Here is a 24,946-nt window from a genome sequence, read left to right on the forward strand (position 1 = left end):
AATCGAGATTCCGCTCGCTAAGCGAGTTGAATTTGCCTCTCCTGGATAGCTTTTAGGAAGTCGCAATACCGTCCAATGGTGGACGAGATCATCAATCGATCAGAAAAAATCGCATCCGTTCATGATCGCCTCTATCTTCTCTTCAGGACATCTTGGTCGCGCGCCGTTCAAGTGAGGGCGTGAAATAGTCACGACCCTCGGCAACGTATTCCCACGCTTCGGCAACTGACTGAAACGATGGTTGTGCTTTGTTCGGACCGGTCGAACGATCCAAATCCTTGAGGCCGCTCGCTGTCACGATGGCAACGACGCTGTCCGACCGCGCGATGGTGCCTTCTCGCCTCAGGGATTCGATAGCTGCAAATGGCGTCACCGAGGCAAGCTCGGCAAAAACACCCTCGGTGGCCGCAAGCTGCTGCTGCATCGCTATCAAGCCGATATTGCCGACCGGCATTGCCGTGCCGCCAGATTCACGCAGGGCGTTGAGCGCCTGAAACGTGCTTCGTGTGGTGCCGATCGAGATGGCAAGCGTGTCGAAGCTTGCGGGGACTTCGGCAACCAGATCTCCCTTGCCGGCAAGGGCTCTGGCCAAAGATCCATGCACTTCCGCCGCCACGAGTCTCGGCAACCGCTCGATCTTGCCTTGGCTGAGAAGATCCTTGAATCCGGCCCACAGGCCGGCAAGCGCGTCCCCGTAGCAAACAGGCAAGGCGCACCAGTCCGGCACTGCACCGTGCATTTGTTCGACGATTTCGTAAGCCAGGGTCTTGTAGCCCTCGATCCCGACAGGATGACTGCCCACCACGGGGCTGTGAAACGGTGACGTTGCAAACCATCCGAGGCGCTCGGTACCAGCGGCAAGCAGTGGCCAGCGATGGGACTTGTCGGCCAGGGATACGACGCTTGCGCCGTATTTGCGGATCTGCGCCAACATTGCGCCGGCGGTGCCTGAGAATGTGACAACGACGCATTTCAGGCCCGCCCGTGCAGCATAGGCGGCAAGTGAGGCCCCGGCGTTCCCCGACGAAGCAGTCGCCACCACGCGTGCGCCACTCAAACGTGCCATCGACACCGCCACCGTCGAGAAGCGGTCCTTGTGGGACCAGGTAGGGTTTGCGCCCTCGTCCTTGATAAGCAGCTTGGGGACGCCGAGCTGCTTTCCCAGCTTCTCGGCGCTCAGCAACGGCGTCAGGCCCTCGCCCAAGGAGATTGCATCGCTGAGTCCACAAGGAAGCATGTCGGCATAGCGCCAGAGCGAGGGCAGGGCGGCACCCGCTGCGGAAGCGGCCGATGTAGCTCCGGATGGATCGTAGACGACCTTAAGATTGGCCGGTGCTTCGGCACAGCATTTCGGGCAGCCGCGCGAGTCGATTTTGGTGTCGATCCGGAACGAGGCGCCGCATCGAATACAGGAAAACCCTGCCGCGCGGCTCATAACGGCACCCGGGTGATTGCATCGTGCGTCTGCGTCAGCCGCTCCACTCCGCGCTGGCGAACAACCACCATGTCCTCCACCTGGAGTCCCCAGCGGCCGATTTCGTAGTAGGGGGTCTCCACGCACAGCACCATTCCTTCTTCAAGGATGTCTTTACTGCGCGCCGAGAGCGTCGGCGCATCATAACCATCAAGGCCGATGCCATGTCCGACGTGATCGCGCTCGTAGTGGGCAATTCCTTGGCGCCTCACCACACGCACGACCGTCTCGAAGAGCTGTGCTGCTGCCATGCCCGGACGGATAATGTCGCAGGCATGCTGAACGCCGCGCAGCAGCGCCTGCTGAAGTCGATGCGCCTGCGGCGGCGGCTCGCCCAGCGTGGCGATGCGGGCAATGTCGGCGCGGTAGTGCCGAAACCGGCCACCGACGTCGAAGCGGATGATTTCTCCAGCGCGCAACCTGCGGTCAGACGGCTGGACGTTCATGAGCGCGCTGCGCTCGCCAAAGCCGATGCATCCCAGTACGGGCAGGGCGCCTTCCTCGACCGTCCTGACATGAAAAGCGCGCGCCAGATCTGCTTCGGTGGCGCCTTCCTGAGCAACGCCGAGTGCTGCTTGAATGGAGCGTTCGGCAATCTTGGCAACTTGGCCGAGCCGTTCGATTTCATCTGCCGTTTTTACGGCACGAACCTCGCGAAGCAACGCGGTGGCTGGTAGGAACGATGCATTGGGAAAATGGGCTCTAAGGGTTTCCTGGTATCCTGGCGCGAGCCCCGCCTCGTCTATGCCGATCCGCCCACGGCCGAGCTGGGCCTCTTCCAATGAGGCGACCAAAGCCGCGATGGCATCGCCATGCCTCGGCAGGTCACGAAGCTGGAGGTGCCGTTCATTGGCGAGGTCCACGGCGGTCGAGGAACCGACATCGGCATAAAAATCGCCATAGCGCCGAACCTTCCTTACCCACAGTTCCTGATCGGCAACGAGGTCGAGGGTGCTGGAGCTGGCGATGATTTCAGGCGTGCCCTTGTCAGGAGCCGGCCACACCACATAAGCCTGCGGGCCGCGACGGATCCATTGCGGCAGAGCCCAGAAGCCGCTCATATAGGTCACGTTTTCCGGGGCAGTCGCTATAATTGCGTCAAGCCCGGCTGCCGTCATGCATTGTTTGAGGCGCGCTTCGTTAAGCAGCATGATGGGAATCCCGAGACTGTTTTGCTTCCAGAAAGCCGAGGCCGTTGGAAATGCGCGCCGCAGCCGCGATTACTGCCTCTCCAATCTCAGCGATCTCCACATGCGGTCCCACTGACCGGGGGTAGGCCGCACTTATAGCCGCGATGATTGTGCCTGATGCATCGCGAAGCGGTGCGCCGACCGCAATCAGCCCGGTAAAGTTCTCGTCCAGGGATGTTGTGTAACCAATGGGCTCGGACGCTCTGATTTGAGCAACGAGCTTGTGCGGATCGGTGACTGTGCGTACGGCAACCTGCTCCAGTGGACCTCGTCCAAGAATCGCAATGACCGCCTCGCCGCTCAGCTCCATCAGGAGCGCCTTGCCCAACGCGGTGGAATGCAAGGGGAAGGTCTCGCCAGGTGAAGAACGAATGACGACCGGACTCTTGCTTTGCACGGTCAGGAGATAAATTCCGCAGCTGCCCCGCCTGATACCGAGGAATGCGTTGAAGCACCCTTCGGCGGCCAGCGCCTGCAGTTCGATTTCAGCCAAACCAACCAGGCGATCTCTGCCCAGGACCTTCCGCGCCAGCGCCAGCACGGAGTGACCCAGCCGGTAGCGCCGCGAGTCTGGCGACTGCTCGACATAGCCCTGCTCTGCCAGGGTATTCAGAATTCGCTGCACGGCGGGAGCACTCTGCTCAAGCCGGCGGGCGAGTTCGCGCACCCCGACTGCTTCGTCCGCTTCCTTGAGGACATTGAGAACCGCAAGCCCACGTTCCAACGAAAGATTTCCTGTCACTGGCGTTCCTTATTTCGGAATGGCGTTCCTTAATATGATGAGAAAAGCAGCAATGGCCGCGCCTGTCAATGACGAATGTTCATTATAGTGTGTCGTCCTAAAGTGTGCCCAGCGACGACCATGCCGTCATGGACCTACGGTTGGTTGTCGGCCTCAACGTACAGAGGATTCGGCGCGCACAGGCCCTCTCTCAAGAGGAACTGTCGTTCCGTTCAGGATTCACGCGCGCCTATCTGAGTGGTCTCGAGGCCGGCCGTCGCAATCCCACACTCCTGTCGCTCGCAAAGCTTGCCACCGCATTGAGCGTCGACATCGAGGAGCTGACGAAACGGCCCGGCAAAAACGCCCGAGCCCCAGCTGGTGATTGTGCTGTGGCGCCGCGTGAGCGGCGCAAGGGAAAATCCTGATGCTCTCGGCGGCCTGCTGACCAGTGCATCACGGCGAGTTTCGACGGATGAGCTGCTCCACGTCAACTTGCAATGCCAACGCCAATACCTCCAGCGTGTCGACGGTCGGTGAGTTTTCCTCCCGCTCGAGCTTGCCGACATAGTTGCGGTCGAGGCCGGCAAGGTCCGCGAGCTGCTCCTGCGACAGGCCGGTGCCCTGGCGAAGCAACCTCAGATTGCGAGCAAAAACAGACCTCAGCCTCATGCGGCGAGGCAGTCAGAACGCGCCCTTTAGTGCCACCTACTATAGTAGTCAAAAGTCATGACGGACGTTGCGGTCGGACCTAAGTTATTTATTTTGTTTTCTTTGTCTCAGTACATTGAAGGGGCCTACAATGGCGGCGGTTCACGGGGGCGTCTTACAGGACCAGCTAATACAAATCTTTGAAGCAACCGCGCAGATTGACCGTGCAACCAGCGCCCCCGAGATCATTCGGCAACTGCGCAAGAGCATCGAATGTCACGGCTACGCAGCCTGTCTCGTCACCGAATTGCCACGCCAGGACACCGGATCACTGGATGGACACATCCTTGTCAACGGTTGGCCGCAGGAATGGTACGACCGCTATATGGCTGCCGGACACTATCGCCATGACCCTTGTGTTGCTGTGTGCCGTGGTGCGATCGGGCCCTTCCTCTGGCGGGACGTCCATCATGGCTTGACGGACCGAAATGCCAGGAGGGTGATGGATGAAGCGAAAGAGTTTGGGCTTTGCGACGGGATCTGTATCCCGATCCAGCCCGCGTTTGGCGATCCGGCCTGTGTAACGGTTGCCGGAAATGAAATTGATTTGGCGCCGACGGTGCGCTGCACCATTCATGCCCTTGCGCGCCATGCCTATTCGGCTGCCGAACGCCTCGTTGATAACTCGCGCAGGCGGCCGAGACAAAAGCTTTCCCAACGAGAGCGTGAAATCCTGCAGTGGGTCGCGGGAGGAAAGACCGCGTGGGAGGTTTCCCGAATAATTGGCATCTCGGAAAACACTGTGACGACCCACCTGCGCAACATCAAGCAGAAGCTCTGCACCGCCAACGTTGTGCACGCGATCGTCGAGGCTTTTCGCAGGCACGAAATCGAACTTTGATCCATCCCCAGATCTGGGTATTTCCCGGGCAAACGTCGCGTGGTCGGATGGGGTTCCATCTCGAGGAACCGCAATGATTCAGGTCCATGTCGTCGACGCGTCAAACAGCTTTGCCTATCGAGGGGATCTCGACAGCTACTTCCGCCTGCGGCATGAAATCTATGTCGATGAACGTGGATGGCAGGACCTGAGACGCCCCGACGGTCGCGAGATCGACGCGTTTGATACTCCAGAAGCGATTCATCTGCTCGGCATCCAGCCAGGAAGAGGCGTCGTTGCCGGATCCCGTTTCGTGCCGAGCCTTCGGCCCCATCTGATGAGCGAAACCTTTCCGCAACTCGCCGAGGGCGGCGTTCCGCGCCGACCCAATATCTTTGAATGGACAAGATTCTTCGTGGCGCGGGATCTTCGTGAGCCCGGCCGACCTTGCCAAGCAGCCGGCGTGATCTACTGCGGAATTTTGGAATTCTGTATCCAGCGACATATCAGCAATCTGACAATCGTGTGCGAGGAGTACTGGTTCGACCGCCTCGCATCGATTGGCTGGAATCCGAAGCAGCTTGGGCCTGCGCTCGCACATGGTGATATGACGATCATCGGTCTGATGGTTGATGTCAGCCCGTCAGCCTTGATCGCGACGCGACAATTCTACCGCATAACCGAGCCTGTGCTTTGGGCCGAAACGCCATTCAAGCGGCTGGCCTGACCGCGGGCCGTCCGCTTTTGGGCGTCACGCCTCGAACGAACATGCTGCCTGGCACTCGCAGAGGGCGGCGATGTACTATCGCGTGCAAATCGGCTGTCTGCCTCGCGCCATAACAGCCATTCAAAGGCGGAGGTGTCCAAGACGGGCGCGCGCTGAGGCGGGGCAAGCGGTACCAGCCTTGGCATCGAAATCGAAGAAGAAGGTCGGGGAAAAGGACACACCGGATCTTGGAGAGTACGACTTCTCCTTCGATCCAATTCCTTTTTTTGGGCAGTTCACGCCCGAGAGCCTGGTGAAGGCGACGGACACAATTCTTGAGGGCCTGGCCAAATTTCCCGATACGTCGCTGTTATCGTGCGGACTGGCTTGGGACCCACTGGCCGCATCCTCGCAGGCCTCCACGTGACCGCCAAGGGTCGCGGTGCGGCAGTGCTCGATCGCCATGATGGACAACACAGACAGCAAGGCAGGTGAAGCCAAGATCGGCGAGCTGAAGGGCAACATGGACGCGATCAACGCAGCCCGACGAAAGGGCGGCTGTGTTGCCGGCACTCTGTAAGCCGCTCCAACGTTAAAATTGTCGGCTTGCTTCCCGCCCTCGCGACTGCGGAGTGATCGTTCCATCGATTGACTCGCATAGTGCACAGGCAGTTAATCTCCCCGCAAGGGCAAAAGAGGGGCTATGAAACTGGGAGAAAACGATGACTGTCCAAAAAGAAGACTATCGAACCAACAGAGCCGACTTCGCCATAGCTGCCATGCATAGCCGAGCGACCCCTGAGGGCGATCGTGACGATTTGGTGGCGAGGAAAAAGGCCCTGTGGGTAACAGATCGGCGATCTGCAAAATTGGCTGCAAACCCGTCCGAAAGCTCGCCAGAACCCAAGGCAAAAGCGCGCGGTAAGTGAATCGTGCCAGTCAATTTCTCACCGCCGAGTACTTCGTTCACATTGTTCGATTACATTATATTTGTCTAATGTACTAACCAGCCAGTCGGGCATTCCCGAAGGCTCGCTGGTCAGGCTCAGCGGCCCCCTAACCCAAGCTGCTGGGCCGCCTGCTAAGGAAGTGCGTGTATCGCTGATACGGTCGTCGGTGACCCCCCTCCGTACCGCGGCCGGGATCGCAACCACGTCACCGACCGGACTGGGCGCTCAGCCGCGACGGTTTTTTGGCGCTGGCCGGCCCAGGGGTGGCGCCCTGCCGGCGGCGGAACAAAAAAAAGCCGGGAAGGCGGGGGGCTGGAAACAGCGTAGTTGAAGCCGATGTTCGGGACGATATTGAGGACGAGCTTCTGGCTGAGAGACCGTTTGGAAATTCTACTCTGACGGCCATCTGATGGGGTTTTCTGCGCTTCCGGTGCTCACGGACCCAAATGTCCGCTGCGTCCGGTTCTCGAAACCACCACCATATGACTCGCCGGAGCGAATTTCGAAACAGCCTCTGAGGAGTTTGCCGAGATCGATGCTGTCTTGGCACGCTCATCAAAGGTCCTCAGCGGCGCAGACGTGCCTGGTCGACGTGACCGGCCGGAGCCGCAAAACGGCCTGATCTACGATCTCGACTGGAATAAAGAAGAACGGCTGGCCGAATGGCAGGCCGTGATTGCCGGGGCGAGCGATCAGCCCATCGTTCTGCGCGGTGCAATCCTGCTTAAGGCCTGGTCCGACAACATCGAGGTGCTGCAGCATGCCGCATGGCTTGGGCCACTGCTGATTGCCGCGCTGCTGTGGCAGGAAGGTCTTGCCGCCAACCATCTCGCCTGCCGGCACCTCGGTGCCAAAACATTCCGCGCGAGAGTCGGCGAGCACACAACGCAGTGACCGGTTGCTGGCCTCCCTCGATGCGATCCATGACGCCGCACTCGTGGGGCTGAAGGAGCACGACCGGCTGGTGATGGCGAAAAGCCAGATGGAGCGAAACTCCGCGACCGCCGCGCCAGCTCCAAACTGTCCGACGTGGTCGAACTCGTGCTGTCGCGGCCACTTGTCTCGGGAGGCATGATCCAGGAGCGGCTAAAGGTGACAAAAACAGGGGGCGCTCAATCTGGTCGGCGAGCTTGGGCAGCGCGAGATCATAGGGAGGGGGAAGGTTTCGCGCCTGGGGGATTGTTTAGTCCGCTTCCATGATTTTACGAAATTATCGACGAACCTGCGCTCTGTAACCATATTGGTGACAGCAGGAGGTTCTCATCATGGCCGCTCCAAAACGCATCAATCATAGCGGGACCGCATCGCATGCGGGAGTCGCCGCCCTGAGCTTCACCACAAAGCTGCCGGCACAGGCAGACTTCAAGAAGGTATTGCTCGAACGCTATCAGGAAGCGATCGCACGCAGCCGCAAGATCGGCCACCGCGTATCGTTCCGGGTAGAGGTCGATCCGGCGGCTGATGCGCAGACGATCACGCCGGTCGAAGAGCAACCGATCGCTTCGGATGTGTTTCCCCTCGAGGATACAGGCAAGCCCGATGCCGAACTCGAGGCGGCTCTTGCCGGAGCGCGCGCGCGTGGCCACAAGCGTGTCGCCGAAATTGTCGCCGGCGAGGAGATGCTGAGCGCTGAAGCCTTCGCCAAGTTGCTTGGCACCTCGCGCGTGACAGTCAACGCCAGGCGGCAGAGTGGGCAGGTGCTCGGCATCGATGGCGCCAAACGCGGCTTCCGCTTTCCTGTCTGGCAACTCGACAAGGACGGTCGTCCGTTCGGGGCATTGCAGGCGCTGCATGCCATGTTGGGCAACAGTGCCTGGGCCGTCTACCGGTTTCTGGTGTCGCGCCATGGCGCCCTCGATGGCCGGACCGGCCTTCGAGCCCTTCAGCAAGGCGATGACGCCTCGGTTTTGGCCGCGGCGGAAGGCATGGCCAGGGGCGATTTCGACTGAATGCCCGGCGTTCCACCTCCAGCCGATTTCGGGCGCGCAAAGCTCGAAATCGAGACCATACCGCGCGGTCGGACGTTCGGTCGGATCTACTGGAGCACCTATCCTGATCCATTGGGGTACGGGAAGTCGCCGAGCCGCTTCAGCGATCCTCGACGCCGTCTTGACGCCAACCGGTTTGGCGCTCTTTACCTCGGTGACTTCCTGAAGGTGTGCTTCCTCGAGACCGTGCTCCGCGACCGCCGCGAAGCAATCCTTGACGATCTTCCAATAGAGGAGGTGGAACTGACCCGACGGCGCTATGCGCAGATCACGACCAACGCGGACCTGCGCCTGGTCGATCTCAGAGGCGACAATGCCCATTCGAATGGGCGTGCCGACCGATGTCGTTCGCGCACAGCGCCAGAACCTGGCACGCCGGTGGTCACTGGCGTTTCACGAGCACCCATCTCAGCCCGACGGGATCATTTATCCCTCGCGCCTCAACGAGGCGACCAGCCTTGTCATTTACGATCGCGCGGTACCGAAGCTTCAGGCGAAGCATGTTGTGACACTTCTCGGCGCGCGAGGGCTGGCTCAGGTTCTGGAGGATTTCAGGGTGGGGTTGGTGTGAAGATGCAGCTCGTATCCGTATCGCTTGGCGAAGATGGCTGTAGCGCCAGAAGCGTCCACTAAGCCGGAGCAACGGAACGACCGGCCGGGAGCCGTCGGTCTGCTTCGGATCAGCGGCTGGCCAAAGCCGACGTAGCTTGTCGGAAGCTCCCGAGCAAATGCCGGCTTCCTGATTTCCACGCCCGGAAGCGAACCGTCACACAAATCCGCATCTCTGGCATCACCTTGCAGACGGCCGGTTCGCCATTTCGACGGCATAGGGTGCATGGAGCACCCGACGCCCCACCCCTACCTCTGAAAATGCCCCAACCCGTTCTCATTGAGATAGTCCACCGTCATCACCCGCGCGCGAATGCCGCCGGGGGAACCAACGAACTTCACCGATGACAGCGAGCCGGTCGGCGCGTTTTCTCCGCGGGGCGTGAGGGCGTAGGTGTCGCCGTCCCAGTGCTCGAGCGTGAACTGCATGGGCTTGGGGCCGAGTTCGAGCATCAGCTTGTCGCCATCGGCCCGCACGGTGGCGGTGTCGAAATAGTTGCTCGTATATTGGCCCTCGTAGAAGGATGGACTGCGCGCCTTGGCGGGGTTCGTCGGCCTGTCCTTGCCGGCGAGGTCGCCCACCGGCTTGTAGTAGCCCAGGAACCGCGGCTTGATGTAGGGATACCAGTCGCGGGTGACCTGGCCATATTGCACGATGTCCATGAAGCTGGCGGCGACCGCCTCGGCGGCGCCGACGGGGGAGCCGTTGGTGAGCACGACGATGCCGACATCGGCCGAGGGCAAGATCTGGAAGGTGGTGCCGGCGCCGAGCAGGAAGGCGCCGGAATGGCCCATGGTGGTGCGCCCATTGGCGTTCACCCCCACATTGAAGCCATAGCCATAGGAGCTGGCCCGCGTATCGGGCGTCTCGCCGCGGTAGGTCACGCTCTGCGGTGTGATGGCGGGCTGCAGGATCTTGGGGTCGATCATGGGCTGGCCGCTATAGGTGCCGTCGCCAAGCAGCAGGATCATCCACTTGGCAAGATCCTGGGCGCTGGAGGAGACGCCGCCCGCCGGCGCCTGCTGGTCGGGGTCGCGATCATAGAGCGGCTCGAACACATTCTCCGCCACGCGCGCATGCAGCAGGGCGCGGTTCTTGCCGGCGGCAATGAAGTCCTCGTGCCGATAGCTGCTCGAGCGCATGCCGAGCGGATCGAACAACAGGCTCTTGGCCAGCGGCTCCCAAGGCTGTTTCTCGGCGTGGGCCACTGCCTCGGCGCCGATCGTCGTGCCGAAATTGGCGTAGTGATAGGAGATGCGGAAGGGATCGAGCGGCACCATCCACAGGCTCCCGACGATCTGCTTGCGCTGGAAGCCGAGATCCTCGAGTTCGTCGCCCGCCGCCATCGGCAGCCCCGAGCGATGAGCGAAGAAATCGCCGATGGTGGCGTTGCCCGAGACATAGTCGAGATTGAGGCGAAAGCCGTCCCAGACCTTGCCGACCGGGGTATCCCAGTCGAAGCTGTGGTCCTCCGTCATGGCGATCGCGGCCACCGTGGCCGAGATCGACTTCGACACCGAGGCGACCTGGAAAATGGTGGTGCTGCTGACCTTAGAAGTGTCGTCCCGGTTGTCGCGAAGGCCATACCCCTCGTCAAAGATCATTTTGCCGCCATGCACCACCGCCACGGCGAAGCCGGGAACGTCGGATGCTTCCTTGACTTTCTTGACGATGTCCGGCAGCGCGGCCAGCGCCTTCTCGACACCGCCGGGATACAGCTGCATAGCATCCTGCGGCGGCGATGGCCCAAGCTCCGGCACGTAGGACTGCGCGGCTGCCATGGCGGGCAGCATGGCTACGAGGGAAAATACCAGGAGAGCAGCGACCTTCTTCATTGCATGTCCTCAAACTTGCACCGGCAGATGATCGGACCATACGCGGCAAGATGAAAGATGGTTGCGGTATTTTCCAATGATATGTTTATCCTCCGTGCTGGGCGGCTTCAGGGCGACATGCGAAAGCACCTGTGGGATCACTGTCAGGGTCGATGGAATATATCCTCATTACCTTGTTATGGACCGGCCCCACCAGGAACTCTTTGGATATGTGGCCGTTTCCTCGACATACGGAAAAGCCTATCGGAGGTTCACATGTTTATACGAATAGTAAGCGCGTCGGCGCTCGTCCTTGCTTTCGCGTCGCCAGGCTTTGCCGACTGCGGCCAAGAGTTGAAAGTGCTTGAGCCGAACGTCATCACCGCCGAAACGGGCGCGAGCCCAAATAAATCAGGCATCCCGGCGACGAAGCACCAAGAGGAGGTCATGGCCGGCAAGCAGCAGGGGGGTAATCCTGAAATCACCGGATCAACGGCGGGAAATGTGAAGCCAACCACACCTCATCAGGAGCAAGTGACTGGCAACCGTAGCGCCCAGAATGCCGAACATCCTAGCCAGCTAATGGCGGAAGCTCACAAGATGTCCCAAGCTGGCGACGAGCAAGGCTGCATGAAAAAATTGGCAGAACTCAAGGACGCCCTTGGCGTCAAGTGAACGCCAGATTGCCGGATGTTTCGAAGGCAGACTCCGCCAGGATCGCTAGCTTGAAAGCCTGATGGAGTCGACACCGCGGAGCAAGCGCCATCGGCCACCCTTCGATTTGAAACTGCTCGCATTTCTACGGCGGCAGCTGCCGTCGTCTAGTCGCTGCATCGACCAGTTCGCGAGCGCGATTTAGACGATTTTGCGAGTATCAACTTCGCGACGCCTTTCGCCAAAAGACGCCGCGCGGTGACCGCCTCGTGAAAGGCAAGGTCAGGTCGGCATAATGGACTTCCACGGTTCCGGCCCGAACGGGCACGGCTGGGCGAGACATTTGAGTTTGGGGTGCACGGACGGGTGTTCGAGGTGCGGGTGGATGGCGAAACCTGCGCAACAAGCGAGGCCAGCGCCAACGCCCCGGCTGCGGTGTTCACGATGACTGCGGAAGGCGTTGTGTTGGGCCAGCGCTACCTGACGGCCTCGCAATCCCTCGACCAGATCGACCTGCGGAGGCAGGCTTTTTGCCGGATCCTTGAACCATTTCTGAAGCCGCGCGAGTGCTTGTGCGAGGGTGCCGTGAATAAGGGGCCGACGCTCGGTGTCGTAGCTGTCAGGCAGGGCAGAGCCCGCTTCTCGACGCATGACCATGGCAAGCTTCCACGCGAGATTTGAGCATCATGAATGCATGAATTGCCGCCGAACGCCCCGTCGGAGGCATCAGATACGCCGCGTCGCGCCATGTAAGTTCCCTCGTTGGGCTGGGCTGACTGGAACGCTGACAGAAACCTCTCCCCGTCGCTGGTGCGCCCTGCCGCTGTCGGGACGAACTTTCTTCCATCCGGCTTGGCGCTGCCGGTGCCTGCGCACGCACTGCTCAGTGATCAGGGAGGAGTGTTCTCGGGCATTCCACTATCGCGACCTCGTTTCGAACGTTTTAACACGCCCCCTCAAGCTTGATCTCGCCGAGCGCTGCACTAGCCCTTCCGATCTTGGCTATTGCCAATGCGTATTCGACCAGGCTTGCGCAGACGAACGCTTCAACTCAAAAGTCACGACGCCGCAATGTTAGCATCACTCGTCGTAGCAATTTCTGGAAATGCGCAACTCGACAACCGCCTGCCAGCCAGGCGTGTTCGTCGTCCAGCCTTCACGAAGGGGACGCGCTGGCGGACGAATCCCCCATCACCCAGTTCACGATGACTGCGTCCCACCCGCTCACCGCTTGGCGCTGTCACTGTCGGCTTCGGCCCGCACAAGGAACTGCTCGGTCGTGGAGGGAAGACGGGATTTCAGCCAATCCGCCATCGCGACTTCCTCTTGCAGGTTCTCTTCGCAAGCCCGAAGAACCTCGGTTTCGCCGAGCGATCGAGCGGCGGCAATCAGGATCGTGTAGGAGGCGATTTCCATGTGCTCGAACGTGTAGCTCGCGAGCGATCCTTTCATCACCTCGTCTCCAGCGAAGACGCCGCTCAGCGATTGCGCCATCGCCGTCAGCTTACCGCCAGCATCCTTCATCATGGATGAACCCTCGTCCATCTGATCTAGACAAGTCTTCAGCCGGGCAGCCTGCTGCTTGGTCTCGTCGAGGTGCTGTCGGATCCGGTCGCTCAGTTCGGGATAATTCTCGATACGGCTCAACTGCCCGTTCAACATCGTTTCTGCCTGCTCTTCCATGGCATGAGCGTCTCTAAGCCATTGGACAAACCATTCCCGGCTTTCTGACATTTCGAATCTCCTTTGCTATTTAAGGAAAAACTTTCAGAAGAAGACATTGTTCCGGAGCAAAGCCGCGGAACAGGCTTGATCCTTCCAGAGGATCGGCGCCGTCGGCGGATCTCAATTCACCTCACGAAATCCCCAGCAATGCGGGTGAGGGCCAAGATCGCGGAAGATCGGCGCCAGGAAAACGGGCCATGGACGCGAGACGCGCCGATCAACCACACGTGCTCGCTGCTGCGCGTTCCATTACAAAGTCCAACTGGCACTGGGAGGGCGAAGGATCTAGCCTGTCAGTTTAGTGAAGTCGTGGCGCCGCGCGCGAACATGTGCCAGCAAATTCGTTTCGTTTACGACCCCTGATTGAAAGAGATTCAGCGTGGTCGAGGCCAGAATCTGACCGTCCATCGGGGTGCTGTACCATTTGGCATCGGCGGTTACCTGGTCGACCACCCGCTGGCAGATCGCCCGATCTTTTGGTCTAAGGAACTGACTTTTCGGTGCTCGTATCATCTCGAAGCCTTGAAACGGGGAGTCACCTGTCTCCCGCGCGATAGCCATGCGTGGTCTCCGAGCATGGACCCTAAACGCATTCAGACAGAAAATTGCCATTCGTTTGAGTGGTACCGATGTCGCGTGGATAAGCGGCGGTCCGCGAGCTAATCCACCATGTCGCGCAGCGGCTTCTTGCGCTTTGGCGTCCTGTACTTCTCGACCAGCCTGACCTTGTCGATGTCGATCGTCACCAGCGGTCCCAGATCGATAGTCACCCTGCCGCCTTCCTCGTCTACGCGCGTGATCTCTCCGGTAAGCTCGATCTGCTGCCCCTTCTTCACCTTGGTATGATCGATGATCGAATGCGGAAAGCTATAGCTCGGAATCGAGACGTTTACGCAGTGCTGGGTGACCCGTTTGCGAACGCGGCCGGGATCGCCACCTCGTCACGAATGGAAATTCCGCGCGCCGTCCATGAGTCTGGTGCGCTCGGCGCCTTACTCAAGATATTGCTAATTATGGATGAGCCCGCTTCCTCCAATCGATGGATGAAGCCGATCGTGGGCCGGTGCTACTTTGATGCATCGCGCGCCTTACCCGACAAGAGCTGGCTCCAGGGGCAAAATATGAGCAAGACGACTCTCATTGCTATCGCAATCCTCTCGATCAGTGTCGGCTGTGCCGAAGCCAAGGACCGTAAGGTCGAAACGGCGACCCACCGTAAGGTCGAAACCGCGACCCTCGGCACGTATGCCAATTCGAAGAACTTGCCGGTTTGTACAGCGGCAAGCTCACTCTTCGAAGTCCTCGGTGATAAATGTTTTCTCGTCACAGGTTCGATGATCTATGGCGACATCGCCGAACTCTCCCAGACAATCACTTTGAGTTGGTAGCCGAAGCAACAACCTCCCAGCGCGGCCTCCATTCTCCGGTATGAAGCTGCGTCGCAGGGGCTGCCTTCGCCCAGATATCGACCCAGTCTTCGCGCGTCGTCAATACCGGCGCAATCCCCAGTCACCACGGGCCTCTCCAAAATTCTTATGCCGTCCGCACCTGCGGTCGAGCGTGTCGCGCCAACACAGCAGCGCCTCTGCATCGTTTGGGCAACCCAACGCATAGCTTCCGGTCCGGAAACTCGCTTATGCGTCTCATCCTCCATTCGGCAGTGGAACCGATTTGGCAGTGCTCAGAATCGCGGAGCTGTCCTGCGATCCGCTCGGAGAGGATGGCAAGTGGTTGCGGCAACTGCGCCTCAAACTGGCTGGCAACCGCCGTCTGCAGCCCGCTGCTGCGGAGCAGCGTTGACGCTGCGTTCGTCCGGACCGTCGCAAGACCGCTTGATTGTATCCGGCCTGGAGACAGACAAACGCCGGCGCAACCTCACCCTGAAACCAAAAGATAATATCGATGACCTTCAACAGCTATGCTCCCAAGGGTTCAAGCGCCTGCAAACATTCACCATGCCAATTTCGCCATCGCCGCTTCGATAATGACGGCGCCATCAATTTCATGGAGCAAGCTTTGCCGCGAAGGGGTTCTGCCCGATGGCGGCGATCAGGCTCGTGCATACCTCGATCACCATCACCAAGACCCTGCGAGACGCAGAAGAGGCGAGCCGCATGAAGCGGCTAGAAGACCCCAAACCCAAAAGCCGCTGATCGATTTGAGCCGCAGTAACGAAGTGTAACCGGGTTCCCACTACAAGAAGCTCAAACCGCGCAAGACCGCTGATCGATACGGCCACGATGTTCAACGGTCTTGCCCAATGGAAGCCGCCCCAATGGAAATCGCCACGAACGGCCATACGACTAGCCATCTGATGAGGTCACGGCGCTTTGCGCCTCTCTTCTGGACGCAGTTCCTTTCCGCCTTCAACGACAATTTCCTCAAGAACACGCTGGTGTTCCTTATTCTGTTCACCCTGGCGGCGGACAAGGCTGCATCACTGGTTACGCTGGCGGGTGCCGTCTTCATGGCTCCTTTCCTGCTCCTGTCCGCCGTTGGTGGCGAGATCGCCGACCGGTTCGACAAGGCGCTCATCGCCCGTCGGCTGAAATTCACCGAGATCGCCGCTGCGGCTGTCGCTGTCGTTGGAATCACCCTGTCGTCGATCCCGGTGCTGATGATCGCGTTGCTCATGTTCGGCATCATCTCGGCACTGTTCGGACCGATCAAGTACGGCATCCTGCCGGATCATCTCGAGCGCAAGGAATTGCCCCGCGCCAATGCCTGGATCGAATCGGCAACCTTCGCCGCCATCCTCGGCGGCACTATCGCCGGAGGCGTCGTCTCGGCCGATGGCATTGGGGTCTCGGTATTCGGGCCGATCATGATGGTCCTTGCCGTGGCCTGTTGGTTTGTCAGCCGCTACATCCCGTCCACCGGTTCTGCGGCTCCCGACCTAGTCATCGACAAAAACATCTTTCGCTCGACCTGGCGACAGGTGAACGGTTTGCGTGCCGACAAGCGGATCTGGCGCGCCGGACTGATGACGTCGTGGTTCTGGCTGATCGGGGCCATTGTCCTTTCGATCCTGCCTACACTGGTCAAGGATTCGCTCGGTGGCGGAGAAATCGCTGTCACCGCCTATCTCGCGGTGTTCGCCGTGTCGATCGCCATTGGCTCTGCCATAGCCGCATGGATGTCGCAGGGCCGCATCGTGCTCTTGCCAGCCCCGGTTGGCACTGCGTTGATGGCACTGTTCGGCTTGGACCTGGCCTGGATCATCTGGAGCATGCAGCCTTCGATCGGGGCCGAAACGCTCGCAATATTCTTCGCCGGGCCAAACACGGTCCATGTTGCGATCGACCTTGCCGGCATGGCTATTGCCAGCGCCTTTCTTGTCGTACCAACCTTCGCCGCCGTACAAGCCTGGGCGCCCGAAGCCAGCCGCGCTCGCGTCGTCGCCGCGGTGAGCATCGTCAATGCAGGCTTCATGACGGTGGGCGGCATACTTGTCGCCGCGATTCAAGCAGTGGGCGTCTCCACTGGAGGTATCCTGTTCGGCCTCGCCGCACTCAACGTGGTCGCCGCCTGGCTGATGCTGAGATATCTGCCAACCAACGCCTTCCGCGACTTCGTTTCCATTCTGTTCCGAGCCTTCCATCGTCTGGAGGTGGAGGGGCTGGAAAACCTTAAGGCGGCCGGCCCGGCACCCATCCTGGCGCTCAACCATGTCAGTTTCCTCGACGGCCCATTGGCTTTGACGCTGACGGATGAGGAGCCGGTGTTTGCCATCGACTACACCATCGCCCAAGCCTGGTGGATGAAGCCGTTCATGAAACTTGCGCGCGCCCTGCCGCTCAATCCGGCCAAGCCGATGTCGACCCGCACGCTTATCAAGGCCGTGCAAGGCGGCGATCCGCTTGTCATCTTCCCCGAAGGCCGGATCACCGTGACCGGCGGCCTAATGAAGGTCTATGACGGTGGCGCCATGGTGGCCGACAAGACCGGCTCGATGATCGTGCCAGTGCGCATCGACGGCCTGGAGAAGAGCTATTTTTCGCGGCTGAGTTCGCTGCATGTGCGCCGCCAGCTGTTCCCAAAGGTCAGGGTGACGATACTAGAACCGGCCAAACTTGAAGTACCGCCGGACCTCAAGGGCCGGAAGCGCCGCGCAGCGGCGGGTGCTGCCCTCTACCAGGTCATGTCGGATCTCGTCTTCCGCACCCAGGACATCGACAAGACTGTGCTGGAGAAGATCATCCAGACGGCGAGCGAACGCGGCATGAAGCAACTGGCCGTGCAGGACCCCGTCACCGGTTCGCTGAGCTACGGCAAGCTGCTGGCAGCCGCCGCCGTGCTTGGCGAGAAATTCAAGAACCTCTATGCCGGCCAGCAGACGCTCGGCATCATGCTGCCCAATGCCAACGGCGCCTGTGCGACGCTGCTCGGCGTCATGTCCGCCGGCAAGGTTCCGGCGATGATGAACTTCACTGCCGGTGCGGCCAACATCCTCTCCGCTTGCAAGGCCGCCGAGGTGCGCACCGTGCTGACTTCACGCGCCTTTGTCGAACAAGCGAAACTTGGCGCCGTGGTCGAGGAACTCGGCCGCTCGGTAGATATTGTGTGGCTTGATGATCTGAGGGCCACCATTGGCCTCAAGGACAAGCTGCTCGGCCTTTTGCGCAAAAATACACCCCGGGTCGCCCGCAAGCCCGGCCAACCGGCGGTGATCCTGTTCACCTCAGGTTCTGAAGGCACGCCTAAGGGCGTGGTGCTCACCCATCGCAACATCCTGGCTAATGCCGCCCAGGCCGCCTCGCGTATCGACTTCCATTCGGGCGACAAGGTCTTCAACGTGCTGCCGATCTTCCACTCGTTCGGCATGACAGCAGGTACGGTGCTGCCGCTGATCTCGGGCGTGCCGGTCTATTTCTATCCCTCCCCGCTGCACTATCGCATGGTGCCGGAGTTGGTCTACGCATCGAACGCGACGATCATCTTCGGGACCGATACGTTCCTCAGCGGCTATGCGCGTACGGCACACCCTTACGACTTCCGCTCAGTGCGCTATTGCTTTGCCGGCGCGGAACCGGTCAAGGCTTCTACGCGCGCGACCTATATGGAAAAGTTCGGCCTGCGCATCCTCGAAGGCTATGGCGTGACCGAAACCGCGCCCGTGATCTCCATCAACACGCCGATGTACAACCGCTCCGGCAGTGTCGGCAAAATCATGCCGGGTATGGAGTACCGCCTGGACCCGGTGCCTGGCGTCGAGGATGGCGGACGGCTTTTCGTGCGCGGGCCCAATGTCATGGCGGGCTATCTGCGCACCGAGAAGCCGGGCGTGCTCGAGCCGCTCGAAGACGGCTGGCATGACACCGGTGACGTGGTCGCCGTCGACGACGTCGGCTTCATCACCATTCGAGGCCGCGCGAAGCGCTTTGCCAAGATCGGTGGCGAGATGGTTTCGCTGGCCGCCGTCGAGGCGCTGGCGGGCGAATTGTGGAAAGGCTCGCTCTCGGCAGTCGCCGCCGTGCCAGATGCGCGCAAGGGCGAAAAGCTGGTCCTCATTACCGAGGCTGTCAACGCCACGCGTGCCGAATTCCTGGCCTTCGCCAGGGCCAACGGCGCCATGGACCTGATGGTGCCGGCCGAAGTGCGCGTCGTTGCGAAAGTGCCTGTCCTCGGCTCAGGCAAGCTCGATTTCTCCGCTGTGATCAAAATGGTGAGCGGCGAAGACATGAAAACCCAAGCGGCTTGAACGACTCGCTTTTACGGGTAACTTTTGTGTATCTCGGTTGAGAACACGGGACCACCGCGAAAGTTCGGTGCACGCAGCGCCACGCGAACGAGCTGCAGCTGGCGAAAACGATGGTGCAGGGTCGATGCGCTCATTTGCACATGTGCCGCGAGCTCGTCGATGTTGAACTGTCGAGGCGGCGGTCATAGAACTGGCAAGCGAGGACCATTGGCTTGTCCGACTATCGTTGCGCCTTCAGCAGACGCTCTAGCGTTGAAAAGTCACTCATGTCGCGGTAGGGCGTCAGGTCAAGATCCTTGGGGATCTTCTTGAGCTTCTCTTCGGAGATCGGTTTTTCGTTCTTTTTGTTGAAGGCCTGGTAAGCGGACCAGCCAACACCCGCCGCCTTCACTGCATCGCGTTCGGCTCGAAGAGCGATTTGATGCGCGTGCAGATAATGAAGCCCGAGTTCGTCTAGGAGCGCCTTTTCAACGATTTCGTGCGTTAGCAGAAATGGGGCAAGCCGGACCTTGGCCGATTTCCAATCCATAGTGCGAGGCATATGGCGATCGATATAAATCGTCCTGCCATCTTTGCTGTAGCCAGCAATGTAGGGGATATCGAAATCATGAACGATCTTCACCCGACGATGCAGCGCCCGCACAGCGTCACTCAGTACATCATCGTCCAAGTCTTCGGAAACGTGGCGGACTTCATCTTCAAGCTTCATTTTTTCCACACTGACACCAGCGGCATTTTGCTCCCATAGACCGGATCCTTGCGTTGACGGCCAACTTGGGAATCGTTCGTAATGCCCGCTCATGTTCCTGGGCTGTCGTGCATTCGTCATAAGCCTCGGATGCGGGATAAGCGCCGACCACCAGGAAACCAGCAGACTCGGAGAGACATTGGTGACCGGTGCCGGCCGGAAGAACTGCCATGTCGCCGGCCTTCCAGGACAATGTACGGCCCCTGTTGCCCCCGAACCGAACCTTGCCGGTGCCGCCCGCAACCCCAAGCACTTCATTTTTGCGGGAATGGTAATGGACGTAGTGGTAGATGCCGTCCCGCCAGCCGCTACACCAGCCATTGGCCTCGAAAAGCTCTTCCGGCACGGCTGCGGAATCAAATTGTTCCACCGACCTTACGGCGCCGCGATAGACGACAAACGGCCAGAAGGGGTGGTTCGGCACGAGGCCGTCATCCTTGAACCGAAATTCGAGTGGCTTCTTCATCTTCACAAATTCGGCGAGATCTTGCTTTCTCGGTCGCGCGATACCCGTCGCCTGCTCGGTAGCTTTCTTCAGGCTCTCGAGAATGCCCACGGCGAATCCTTGCGCTGGATGAGACAGCGGCGAAAGCCTCCGCTCTGGTCTCAACAAATCTCAACCAGCGACACCGCACTTTGTTCCTTTTGCCGAATGGCCGCTATTAAGCTGCGGCCCGTGAGGAGAACTGAAACTCAGAGAAGCGCCCGCATGTCGGCCGCTCAGCTTGTGCCTGCCGGAGTTGAACGAGAATTGTCTTGGCGGTGCTGCGCCAGAAGGCATTCGCGTCCTCCAGGTTTTTGGATTCCAGGACCCGGGCGATACCTTCGACCAATTTCCGCCGCCGATTCAGCGGAAACGCGCTTATGTTGAATGATCGATCACCTCACCGGATCGCCCAAGCTTCGAAGGCCGCAACCTGTTGCTGATCGCTTTCCTGATCATCACCGTGCAAGGCAGCGACGTGCTGCAATTTATCTTCGGCAAGCTGTTCGGCCGGCATCTCCTGGCGCGGTGGCGGAAGCGAAACTCACCGCCGTGCCGTACTTTACCTGGGACAATCGCGACCCCGGCGAGATGCTGGTCTGGCTCAGAAGCGCGGGGTAGCTCTATCGCCATCTGAGCCGCGTTGCATGCCTTGAATTCGCCCGGGCGCGCGTCATCTAGCTTTGAGTGGCGCCAGTCACTTGAACGGGTGGAGGCAGATTATGGCGCTCGAAGCTGTCGCGCGTCCGAACGCCGGTGGCCGCTTTATTGCGGTCGTGGTGGTGCCGCTGCTATTCGTCGTCGGTGGACTGGCCATCCGCTATGCGGCATTTGCCTCGATCTCGGCGGAACCAGGCTTCGCAGCCTATGCCCAGGCGCTCTGCCGGTGGGATTGCGCGTGGTATGTCGACATTTCCGAACACGGTTATGAGCGCTTTCCCATTCCAAACCAGAGCAATGTCGGACGCTGGGGCTTCTTCCCATTCTATCCGATGCTGGTGGCGGCAATCCGGTCTGTTTTCCCTTTGCCGACGATACTGCTCGCGTCGATCACATCGGTTGCGTGCAGCTACGCGGCCTGTCTGGTGGCGTGGCCGCTGCTCGAGAAGAACATGCGCGCTTATGTGCTATATTGCGCCTTTCTGCTCAGCGGCCCGTTCTCCTTTCATTTTACGACTTTCCTGACCGAACCTCTTTTCGTGCTCCTGACGTCGTGCGTTTTTCTGGCACTCAAACGCTCCAGCTATCTGACCGCGGGGCTGTCATCGGCTCTGCTGTCGGCAACCAGGCTCGTCGGAGTGCTTGTTGTATTTGCGACCGTCATTCAGATGTTCAGGGATTACCGCGCAAAGGGCGGATCGGCGCTTTCGTTCCCACGTTGGGTGCTTGGCCGACCGGATCTGCTCGTTGCAATTCTCATCTCGCCTGCCGGCTTCTTCGCCTACATCCTGTTCCTCTATCTGACGGTCGGGGACGGCTTTGCCTTCCTGCACGTCCAGCGTGCGTTTGGACGTGTGGCGGGCAATCCGCTCGCCTTCATATGGGATGGACTCTCGGCCGTTCCGACGACTGGATGGCTGCCTACGGCGCCGCAATGGAGCGCGCTCGCCGCACTCATAGGACTGGCGCTATCGGCGGTTCTGGCGGTTCGCAGGCAATATGGCGCCGCGTTGTTCTGCGCCTGCTGCATCATCCTGCCGCTGATCACCAACCTGGCCTCGATGGTCAGATACGTCATTGGGCTTGCGCCTCTGACAATGTTGCTGACCACGTTGTTGTCGGCGTCGAAGCTGACTTTTCTTGCGACTCTGGGTCTCTTCCTGGGCGCCTGCTATTTCATGACCGTCGCGTGGATCGGGGGCTATCTTGCCCTGGTCTAGCACTCCGGGCTCGCATCGGCGCGCGGCCTCGCTTGGCGGCTACACGCTGGCGGCGGTTCTGGCCGGGGCGGAAATCATCATGCTTGCGCTTGCTCTCAATCCAGACGTCAATGCCGACTATCGCGCCTATTACATCGACCGGACGACGACCTGCCTCAATCGCGATGCGGTCGGCAGCTACACACTTGGCGAGACGGTGTCGTTCCGGTCCGACGGAGCCAAAAAGGCAACCGGCATGATGGTCTGTGGCTGGTCGGGGCCGGTAGCCGACGGCACCCATTCGCTGGGCGAGACCTCGCGGCTTCGCCTGGACATACCGCCGCTTCGCGACGGCCTGACTGCCACGCTGCAAATGGCCGCCGTCATTCGTCCGCCACAGATCACGCAAAGGATTGTGATCTCGGTGAACGGCGTTCGGGTGCATGCGGTGACGCTGTCCGGCAAAGAGCCACGCACCGTCTCGTTCGTCATCCCACCGGCGGCTCTCGGCGAGGCCAAGACACTCGACATTGCCTTCGACTACCTCGACGGCATTCCGCAAACTCCTGCCGCCAGCAACATCTATAAGCGCTCCATCAAATTGTTGTCGCTCCGGCTCGATCCCATTGACGCGGATTAGGGCGGGCGATCGCGCTGCTGGCCGCGTCTTCGCTGCGCAAAAACCCAGCGGTCGAGCATGAGGAGATTGACCGCTGGAACAAGCAAGCATGTAACCAGGATGGCAATTATCGGCGGCAGACTGAGTTTCGCCGTCAAAAGCGCCGGCGCCGCGTAAGCCACCGCGAAGCCGGTTGCCGTCAGCAAGAGAAAACGCGGAGCCTCCGATCGATGCGATCCGCTCGACGCGAAGGTCACGAACTTATGCGCGAGATAAGAAAACAGGGCGGCAGCGGTATAAGCTGCGAGCGAGGCACCGACCGGCGAGAGGCCGAACCGTTGCCATTCGACCAAAGCGGTGGCCATCACTGCATATAGGATCGTTGCAGCGATGCCGACCGACCCGAAACGCACCAGCAGTTTCAGGCCGGCGTCGCTGGTCGAGGGGCCCTCAGACTTGCGCACTGCAGGCATACTGCGCTCCAAGCGGCAGCGACGCGAGCGCGCGCTCGACTCTTCTGGCGAAAGGCCTTGCCGACGGCAGCAGCAGGAAATGCTCGGATCGGATGTCCCGGAACCCGGTCTCCCGAAAGAGGGACGCTGCGTTGGCAGCGTTGAGGAGGACCGCGTCGTGGTCGAACGGACACCGGAACACCGCAAGACGCGTCAGGGGATTATAGGGATTGTGCTCGATGATGCAGGCGACGCCACCTGGCCGCACGACACGCCGCAATTCCAGCAAGAAATCGGACCAGGAGGAGGGCGGAACGTGATGGACGACGCAACTGGCAAAAGCCAGATCGAACGCGCCATCCCCGTAGGGCAGACTCGGCGACGTGCAGGCCCTATAGGTCACACCTGGATTGTCCTGGCCGGCGCGCAAAATTGATTGCTCCGACACGTCGCAGCCATCGAGGCTGTCGAAAGCGCCGTCGAGGTAGGGGTGGAGCGAACCGACGCCGCAGCCGATATCCAGCGCCCTTACAGCCGCCCCACCCCGCCGAAGCTTTCGCTCGACCACCAGACGCCGCAGCAGGTCCGCCTTGGCGACAAGGAAGAAGTCGTGCCCGAGTCCGGAAAATCGGATGGACCCTTCGACCGCCTCGCCATAGTTGGAATTATAGCTGTCGAAGAGTTCGGCCATTGGCGGGGACTCCACTCCTGGGCTTGTGAAACGATAGGCGGCGCTCACCAGAGACGGTACGCATCGCCTCGTCGAAGCCGGTGAGCCGGTTAATCACATAAAGCGGGCGGCGTTTCACCTCGGCGTGGATGCTGCCAACGTAGAGCCCGACCACACCGGTCATGAAAAGATTGATGCCGCACAGGAGCGACACGATCACCACCGTGGATGTCCACCCGGCAATGATGCCGGTTTCAAAAAACGAGGCAAAGATGGCATAGGCGCCAAAGACCACCGCAAGCGCGGAAATGGCCAATCCGCCCCAGAGCGCCAGGCGTAAGGGCTTCTCGGAGAAACTGACGATGCCGTGAACCGCAAGGTGCACCATCTTCCAGAATGGGTATTTGGTCTGGCCCAGGGTTCGCGCGTGGCGCTCAAATGGCACGGTCGTTTGCTTGAAGCCCATCCAGCCGAACATGCCCCTGACGAAGCGGTCATGTTCGGGCATACGCTTGAAGGTTTCCAGCGGCTTGCGGCCGACCAGGCGGAAGTCGCCGACGTCGCGCGGAATATCGACCGACGTCATTTTCTCCAGCAGGCGATAGAAAAGACTTGCCGTAAAGCGCTTGAACCAGGATTCGCCCTCGCGCTTGACCCGGCGGGCATAGACGATCTCGAAGCCTTCCTTCCACTTGGCCACCAGATCGAGAACGACTTCCGGCGGATCCTGCAGGTCGGCATCCATGACGATGACGGCATCGCCCGCAGCGGCATCCATACCGGCGGTAATCGCCACTTGGTGGCCGAAATTGCGGGAAAATTCGATCAGCCGAAAGCGCGGCTCGGCGGCAACCACTTTTTGGAGGTATTCGACGCTTCCATCGAGGCTTCCGTCATCGACGAAGATGGCCTCGGTTTCGCCGTCCAGCCGGTCGATAAGCGAACTGATCCGCTCGATCAGCCGAGGCAGCACCTGTTCTTCATTGTATATGGGCAGGACGAGCGAGTAGCGAGGCGGTGATCTGTTCACCGTCATTCCAGGGCCGTGGA

29 protein-coding genes and 4 pseudogenes are annotated in these 24,946 nt (G+C 60.2%); 17 read left to right on the forward strand and 16 right to left on the reverse strand.

Annotation, left to right across the window (positions count from 1 at the left end):
• Positions 1-142: 142 nt before the first annotated feature.
• The 3 genes from NKH60_RS02735 to NKH60_RS02745 are packed head-to-tail and all read right to left on the reverse strand — an operon-like array spanning position 143 to position 3,406.
• Complete coding sequence (locus tag NKH60_RS02735) at positions 143-1,435, reverse strand: threonine synthase (RefSeq protein WP_352871054.1); 1,293 nt, start codon at positions 1,433-1,435, stop codon at positions 143-145.
• The gene (locus NKH60_RS02740; RefSeq protein ID WP_352871056.1) at positions 1,432-2,625 is read right to left on the reverse strand and encodes a M24 family metallopeptidase; all 1,194 of its coding nucleotides are present in this window, start codon (positions 2,623-2,625) and stop codon (positions 1,432-1,434) included. Before NKH60_RS02740 ends, NKH60_RS02735 begins: the two co-directional genes overlap by 4 nt.
• The gene (locus NKH60_RS02745; protein WP_352871058.1) at positions 2,615-3,406 is read right to left on the reverse strand and encodes an IclR family transcriptional regulator; all 792 of its coding nucleotides are present in this window, start codon (positions 3,404-3,406) and stop codon (positions 2,615-2,617) included. Before NKH60_RS02745 ends, NKH60_RS02740 begins: the two co-directional genes overlap by 11 nt.
• Positions 3,407-3,546: 140 nt before the next feature.
• On the opposite strand from NKH60_RS02745, the gene NKH60_RS02750 reads away from it, so the two are divergent.
• Positions 3,547-3,813, forward strand: coding sequence for a helix-turn-helix domain-containing protein (locus NKH60_RS02750; RefSeq protein WP_352472977.1), 267 nt, complete (start codon positions 3,547-3,549; stop codon positions 3,811-3,813).
• Between the two features lie 28 nt (positions 3,814-3,841).
• On the opposite strand, the gene NKH60_RS02755 is transcribed toward NKH60_RS02750, so the two are convergent.
• Positions 3,842-4,057 carry a helix-turn-helix domain-containing protein gene (locus NKH60_RS02755; protein WP_023679380.1) on the reverse strand — a complete coding sequence of 72 codons (216 nt, stop codon included), beginning with the start codon at positions 4,055-4,057 and terminating at the stop codon, positions 3,842-3,844.
• A gap of 130 nt (positions 4,058-4,187) precedes the next feature.
• Here NKH60_RS02755 and NKH60_RS02760 point away from each other — a divergent pair, with 130 nt between their 5' ends.
• The 9 genes and pseudogenes from NKH60_RS02760 (at position 4,188) to NKH60_RS02800 (ending at position 9,131) form a co-directional block, all read left to right on the forward strand.
• Positions 4,188-4,937, forward strand: a complete 750-nt coding sequence (locus NKH60_RS02760) for an autoinducer binding domain-containing protein (protein WP_352871061.1) — start codon at positions 4,188-4,190, stop codon at positions 4,935-4,937.
• 73 nt (positions 4,938-5,010) lie between these two features.
• A complete protein-coding gene (locus NKH60_RS02765; RefSeq protein WP_352503485.1) occupies positions 5,011-5,643 on the forward strand; it encodes an acyl-homoserine-lactone synthase in 633 nt (210 codons plus the stop codon).
• A gap of 178 nt (positions 5,644-5,821) precedes the next feature.
• Complete coding sequence (locus NKH60_RS02770) at positions 5,822-6,049, forward strand: hypothetical protein (RefSeq protein WP_352871063.1); 228 nt, start codon at positions 5,822-5,824, stop codon at positions 6,047-6,049.
• Positions 6,050-6,344: 295 nt separating this feature from the next.
• Entirely contained in the window at positions 6,345-6,551 is a 207-nt protein-coding gene (locus NKH60_RS02775; RefSeq protein ID WP_352503486.1) for a hypothetical protein, read from the forward strand.
• Positions 6,552-7,244: 693 nt separating this feature from the next.
• Positions 7,245-7,647 (forward strand): annotated as a pseudogene (locus NKH60_RS02780) (DUF1612 domain-containing protein).
• On the forward strand, positions 7,614-7,772 hold the full coding sequence (locus tag NKH60_RS02785; RefSeq protein ID WP_352871197.1) for a hypothetical protein: 159 nt from the start codon (positions 7,614-7,616) through the stop codon (positions 7,770-7,772). The pseudogene NKH60_RS02780 and the gene NKH60_RS02785 overlap by 34 nt, the downstream one beginning before the upstream one ends.
• Positions 7,773-7,837: 65 nt before the next feature.
• Positions 7,838-8,521: an XRE family transcriptional regulator gene (locus NKH60_RS02790; protein ID WP_352472974.1), complete on the forward strand. Its 684-nt coding sequence runs from the start codon at positions 7,838-7,840 to the stop codon at positions 8,519-8,521.
• Positions 8,522-8,830: pseudogene (locus NKH60_RS02795) on the forward strand (RES family NAD+ phosphorylase); the annotation flags it as partial.
• A 43-nt stretch (positions 8,831-8,873) separates the two neighbouring features.
• Complete coding sequence (locus NKH60_RS02800) at positions 8,874-9,131, forward strand: RES domain-containing protein (RefSeq protein WP_352871066.1); 258 nt, start codon at positions 8,874-8,876, stop codon at positions 9,129-9,131.
• Between the two features lie 287 nt (positions 9,132-9,418).
• On the opposite strand, the gene NKH60_RS02805 is transcribed toward NKH60_RS02800, so the two are convergent.
• Positions 9,419-11,005, reverse strand: coding sequence for a serine hydrolase (locus tag NKH60_RS02805; RefSeq protein ID WP_352835352.1), 1,587 nt, complete (start codon positions 11,003-11,005; stop codon positions 9,419-9,421).
• 255 nt (positions 11,006-11,260) lie between these two features.
• Between NKH60_RS02805 and NKH60_RS02810 the strand changes: the two genes are divergently transcribed.
• Positions 11,261-11,659 carry a hypothetical protein gene (locus tag NKH60_RS02810; RefSeq protein ID WP_352612663.1) on the forward strand — a complete coding sequence of 133 codons (399 nt, stop codon included), beginning with the start codon at positions 11,261-11,263 and terminating at the stop codon, positions 11,657-11,659.
• Positions 11,660-11,920: 261 nt separating this feature from the next.
• Here the strand turns inward: NKH60_RS02810 and NKH60_RS02815 are convergent.
• The 4 genes and pseudogenes from NKH60_RS02815 to NKH60_RS02830 form a co-directional block, all read right to left on the reverse strand.
• A pseudogene (locus tag NKH60_RS02815) lies at positions 11,921-12,307 on the reverse strand (hypothetical protein); the annotation flags it as partial.
• Positions 12,308-12,862: 555 nt separating this feature from the next.
• The gene (locus tag NKH60_RS02820) at positions 12,863-13,372 is read right to left on the reverse strand and encodes a ferritin-like domain-containing protein (RefSeq protein WP_352612666.1); all 510 of its coding nucleotides are present in this window, start codon (positions 13,370-13,372) and stop codon (positions 12,863-12,865) included.
• Between the two features lie 276 nt (positions 13,373-13,648).
• Positions 13,649-13,924 (reverse strand): hypothetical protein, encoded by a 276-nt coding sequence (locus NKH60_RS02825; RefSeq protein ID WP_352835350.1) that lies wholly within the window; start codon positions 13,922-13,924, stop codon positions 13,649-13,651.
• A gap of 98 nt (positions 13,925-14,022) precedes the next feature.
• Positions 14,023-14,199: a hypothetical protein gene (locus NKH60_RS02830; RefSeq protein WP_352835348.1), complete on the reverse strand. Its 177-nt coding sequence runs from the start codon at positions 14,197-14,199 to the stop codon at positions 14,023-14,025.
• 60 nt (positions 14,200-14,259) lie between these two features.
• Here NKH60_RS02830 and NKH60_RS02835 point away from each other — a divergent pair, with 60 nt between their 5' ends.
• A complete protein-coding gene (locus NKH60_RS02835) occupies positions 14,260-14,751 on the forward strand; it encodes a hypothetical protein (protein ID WP_352835345.1) in 492 nt (163 codons plus the stop codon).
• A 614-nt stretch (positions 14,752-15,365) separates the two neighbouring features.
• On the opposite strand, the gene NKH60_RS02840 is transcribed toward NKH60_RS02835, so the two are convergent.
• Positions 15,366-15,611, reverse strand: a complete 246-nt coding sequence (locus NKH60_RS02840; protein ID WP_352835342.1) for a hypothetical protein — start codon at positions 15,609-15,611, stop codon at positions 15,366-15,368.
• A 27-nt stretch (positions 15,612-15,638) separates the two neighbouring features.
• Between NKH60_RS02840 and NKH60_RS02845 the strand changes: the two genes are divergently transcribed.
• Positions 15,639-19,064: an acyl-[ACP]--phospholipid O-acyltransferase gene (locus tag NKH60_RS02845; protein WP_352871070.1), complete on the forward strand. Its 3,426-nt coding sequence runs from the start codon at positions 15,639-15,641 to the stop codon at positions 19,062-19,064.
• 220 nt (positions 19,065-19,284) lie between these two features.
• Here NKH60_RS02845 and NKH60_RS02850 read toward each other — a convergent pair whose 3' ends face one another.
• The 3 genes from NKH60_RS02850 to NKH60_RS02860 all read right to left on the reverse strand — a co-directional run bounded on the left by NKH60_RS02850 (position 19,285) and on the right by NKH60_RS02860 (position 20,678).
• Positions 19,285-19,773, reverse strand: a complete 489-nt coding sequence (locus NKH60_RS02850; protein ID WP_352503494.1) for a hypothetical protein — start codon at positions 19,771-19,773, stop codon at positions 19,285-19,287.
• Positions 19,763-20,368, reverse strand: coding sequence for a cupin domain-containing protein (locus NKH60_RS02855; protein WP_352835337.1), 606 nt, complete (start codon positions 20,366-20,368; stop codon positions 19,763-19,765). Before NKH60_RS02855 ends, NKH60_RS02850 begins: the two co-directional genes overlap by 11 nt.
• 106 nt (positions 20,369-20,474) lie before the next feature.
• Positions 20,475-20,678 carry a DUF6074 family protein gene (locus NKH60_RS02860; protein ID WP_502898610.1) on the reverse strand — a complete coding sequence of 68 codons (204 nt, stop codon included), beginning with the start codon at positions 20,676-20,678 and terminating at the stop codon, positions 20,475-20,477.
• Positions 20,679-20,702: 24 nt separating this feature from the next.
• On the opposite strand from NKH60_RS02860, the pseudogene NKH60_RS02865 reads away from it, so the two are divergent.
• From NKH60_RS02865 to NKH60_RS02880, 4 genes and pseudogenes are all read left to right on the forward strand, one after another.
• Positions 20,703-20,822, forward strand: a pseudogene (locus tag NKH60_RS02865) (phosphatidate cytidylyltransferase); the annotation flags it as partial.
• A 26-nt stretch (positions 20,823-20,848) separates the two neighbouring features.
• Positions 20,849-20,917, forward strand: a complete 69-nt coding sequence (locus NKH60_RS02870; RefSeq protein ID WP_352819499.1) for a hypothetical protein — start codon at positions 20,849-20,851, stop codon at positions 20,915-20,917.
• Between the two features lie 101 nt (positions 20,918-21,018).
• Positions 21,019-22,176 (forward strand): putative hexosyltransferase, encoded by a 1,158-nt coding sequence (locus NKH60_RS02875; protein WP_352871073.1) that lies wholly within the window; start codon positions 21,019-21,021, stop codon positions 22,174-22,176.
• Positions 22,163-22,795, forward strand: a complete 633-nt coding sequence (locus NKH60_RS02880) for a hypothetical protein (protein ID WP_352871075.1) — start codon at positions 22,163-22,165, stop codon at positions 22,793-22,795. The genes NKH60_RS02875 and NKH60_RS02880 overlap by 14 nt, the downstream gene beginning before the upstream one ends.
• On the opposite strand, the gene NKH60_RS02885 is transcribed toward NKH60_RS02880, so the two are convergent.
• Genes NKH60_RS02885 through NKH60_RS02895 form a run of 3 tightly spaced genes read right to left on the reverse strand, consistent with a single transcriptional unit; the run spans position 22,792 to position 24,932 of the window.
• Positions 22,792-23,247 carry a GtrA family protein gene (locus NKH60_RS02885; protein ID WP_352770920.1) on the reverse strand — a complete coding sequence of 152 codons (456 nt, stop codon included), beginning with the start codon at positions 23,245-23,247 and terminating at the stop codon, positions 22,792-22,794. The genes NKH60_RS02880 and NKH60_RS02885 overlap by 4 nt on opposite strands.
• The gene (locus tag NKH60_RS02890) at positions 23,225-23,917 is read right to left on the reverse strand and encodes a class I SAM-dependent methyltransferase (RefSeq protein ID WP_352871077.1); all 693 of its coding nucleotides are present in this window, start codon (positions 23,915-23,917) and stop codon (positions 23,225-23,227) included. Before NKH60_RS02890 ends, NKH60_RS02885 begins: the two co-directional genes overlap by 23 nt.
• A complete protein-coding gene (locus NKH60_RS02895) occupies positions 23,892-24,932 on the reverse strand; it encodes a glycosyltransferase family 2 protein (RefSeq protein WP_352473011.1) in 1,041 nt (346 codons plus the stop codon). Before NKH60_RS02895 ends, NKH60_RS02890 begins: the two co-directional genes overlap by 26 nt.
• Positions 24,933-24,946 lie beyond the last annotated feature (14 nt).

The organism is Mesorhizobium sp. M1006 (assembly GCF_040318825.1).
In the GTDB taxonomy this organism is placed as follows: Bacteria; Pseudomonadota; Alphaproteobacteria; order Rhizobiales; family Rhizobiaceae; genus Mesorhizobium.

Bases quoted from the DNA above. Each gene is read 5' to 3' on its own strand.
- NKH60_RS02755 (WP_023679380.1), bottom strand. From the start codon at position 4,057: ATGAGGCTGAGGTCTGTTTTTGCTCGCAATCTGAGGTTGCTTCGCCAG.
- NKH60_RS02875 (WP_352871073.1), top strand. From the start codon at position 21,019: ATGGCGCTCGAAGCTGTCGCGCGTCCGAACGCCGGTGGCCGCTTTATT.
- NKH60_RS02760 (WP_352871061.1), top strand. From the start codon at position 4,188: ATGGCGGCGGTTCACGGGGGCGTCTTACAGGACCAGCTAATACAAATC.
- NKH60_RS02765 (WP_352503485.1), top strand. From the start codon at position 5,011: ATGATTCAGGTCCATGTCGTCGACGCGTCAAACAGCTTTGCCTATCGA.
- NKH60_RS02805 (WP_352835352.1), bottom strand. From the start codon at position 11,005: ATGAAGAAGGTCGCTGCTCTCCTGGTATTTTCCCTCGTAGCCATGCTG.
- NKH60_RS02800 (WP_352871066.1), top strand. From the start codon at position 8,874: ATGCCCATTCGAATGGGCGTGCCGACCGATGTCGTTCGCGCACAGCGC.
- NKH60_RS02740 (WP_352871056.1), bottom strand. From the start codon at position 2,625: ATGCTGCTTAACGAAGCGCGCCTCAAACAATGCATGACGGCAGCCGGG.
- NKH60_RS02735 (WP_352871054.1), bottom strand. From the start codon at position 1,435: ATGAGCCGCGCGGCAGGGTTTTCCTGTATTCGATGCGGCGCCTCGTTC.
- NKH60_RS02890 (WP_352871077.1), bottom strand. From the start codon at position 23,917: ATGGCCGAACTCTTCGACAGCTATAATTCCAACTATGGCGAGGCGGTC.
- NKH60_RS02775 (WP_352503486.1), top strand. From the start codon at position 6,345: ATGACTGTCCAAAAAGAAGACTATCGAACCAACAGAGCCGACTTCGCC.
- NKH60_RS02845 (WP_352871070.1), top strand. From the start codon at position 15,639: ATGGAAATCGCCACGAACGGCCATACGACTAGCCATCTGATGAGGTCA.
- NKH60_RS02820 (WP_352612666.1), bottom strand. From the start codon at position 13,372: ATGTCAGAAAGCCGGGAATGGTTTGTCCAATGGCTTAGAGACGCTCAT.
- NKH60_RS02825 (WP_352835350.1), bottom strand. From the start codon at position 13,924: ATGGCTATCGCGCGGGAGACAGGTGACTCCCCGTTTCAAGGCTTCGAG.
- NKH60_RS02790 (WP_352472974.1), top strand. From the start codon at position 7,838: ATGGCCGCTCCAAAACGCATCAATCATAGCGGGACCGCATCGCATGCG.
- NKH60_RS02810 (WP_352612663.1), top strand. From the start codon at position 11,261: ATGTTTATACGAATAGTAAGCGCGTCGGCGCTCGTCCTTGCTTTCGCG.
- NKH60_RS02885 (WP_352770920.1), bottom strand. From the start codon at position 23,247: ATGCCTGCAGTGCGCAAGTCTGAGGGCCCCTCGACCAGCGACGCCGGC.
- NKH60_RS02895 (WP_352473011.1), bottom strand. From the start codon at position 24,932: ATGACGGTGAACAGATCACCGCCTCGCTACTCGCTCGTCCTGCCCATA.
- NKH60_RS02850 (WP_352503494.1), bottom strand. From the start codon at position 19,773: ATGAAGCTTGAAGATGAAGTCCGCCACGTTTCCGAAGACTTGGACGAT.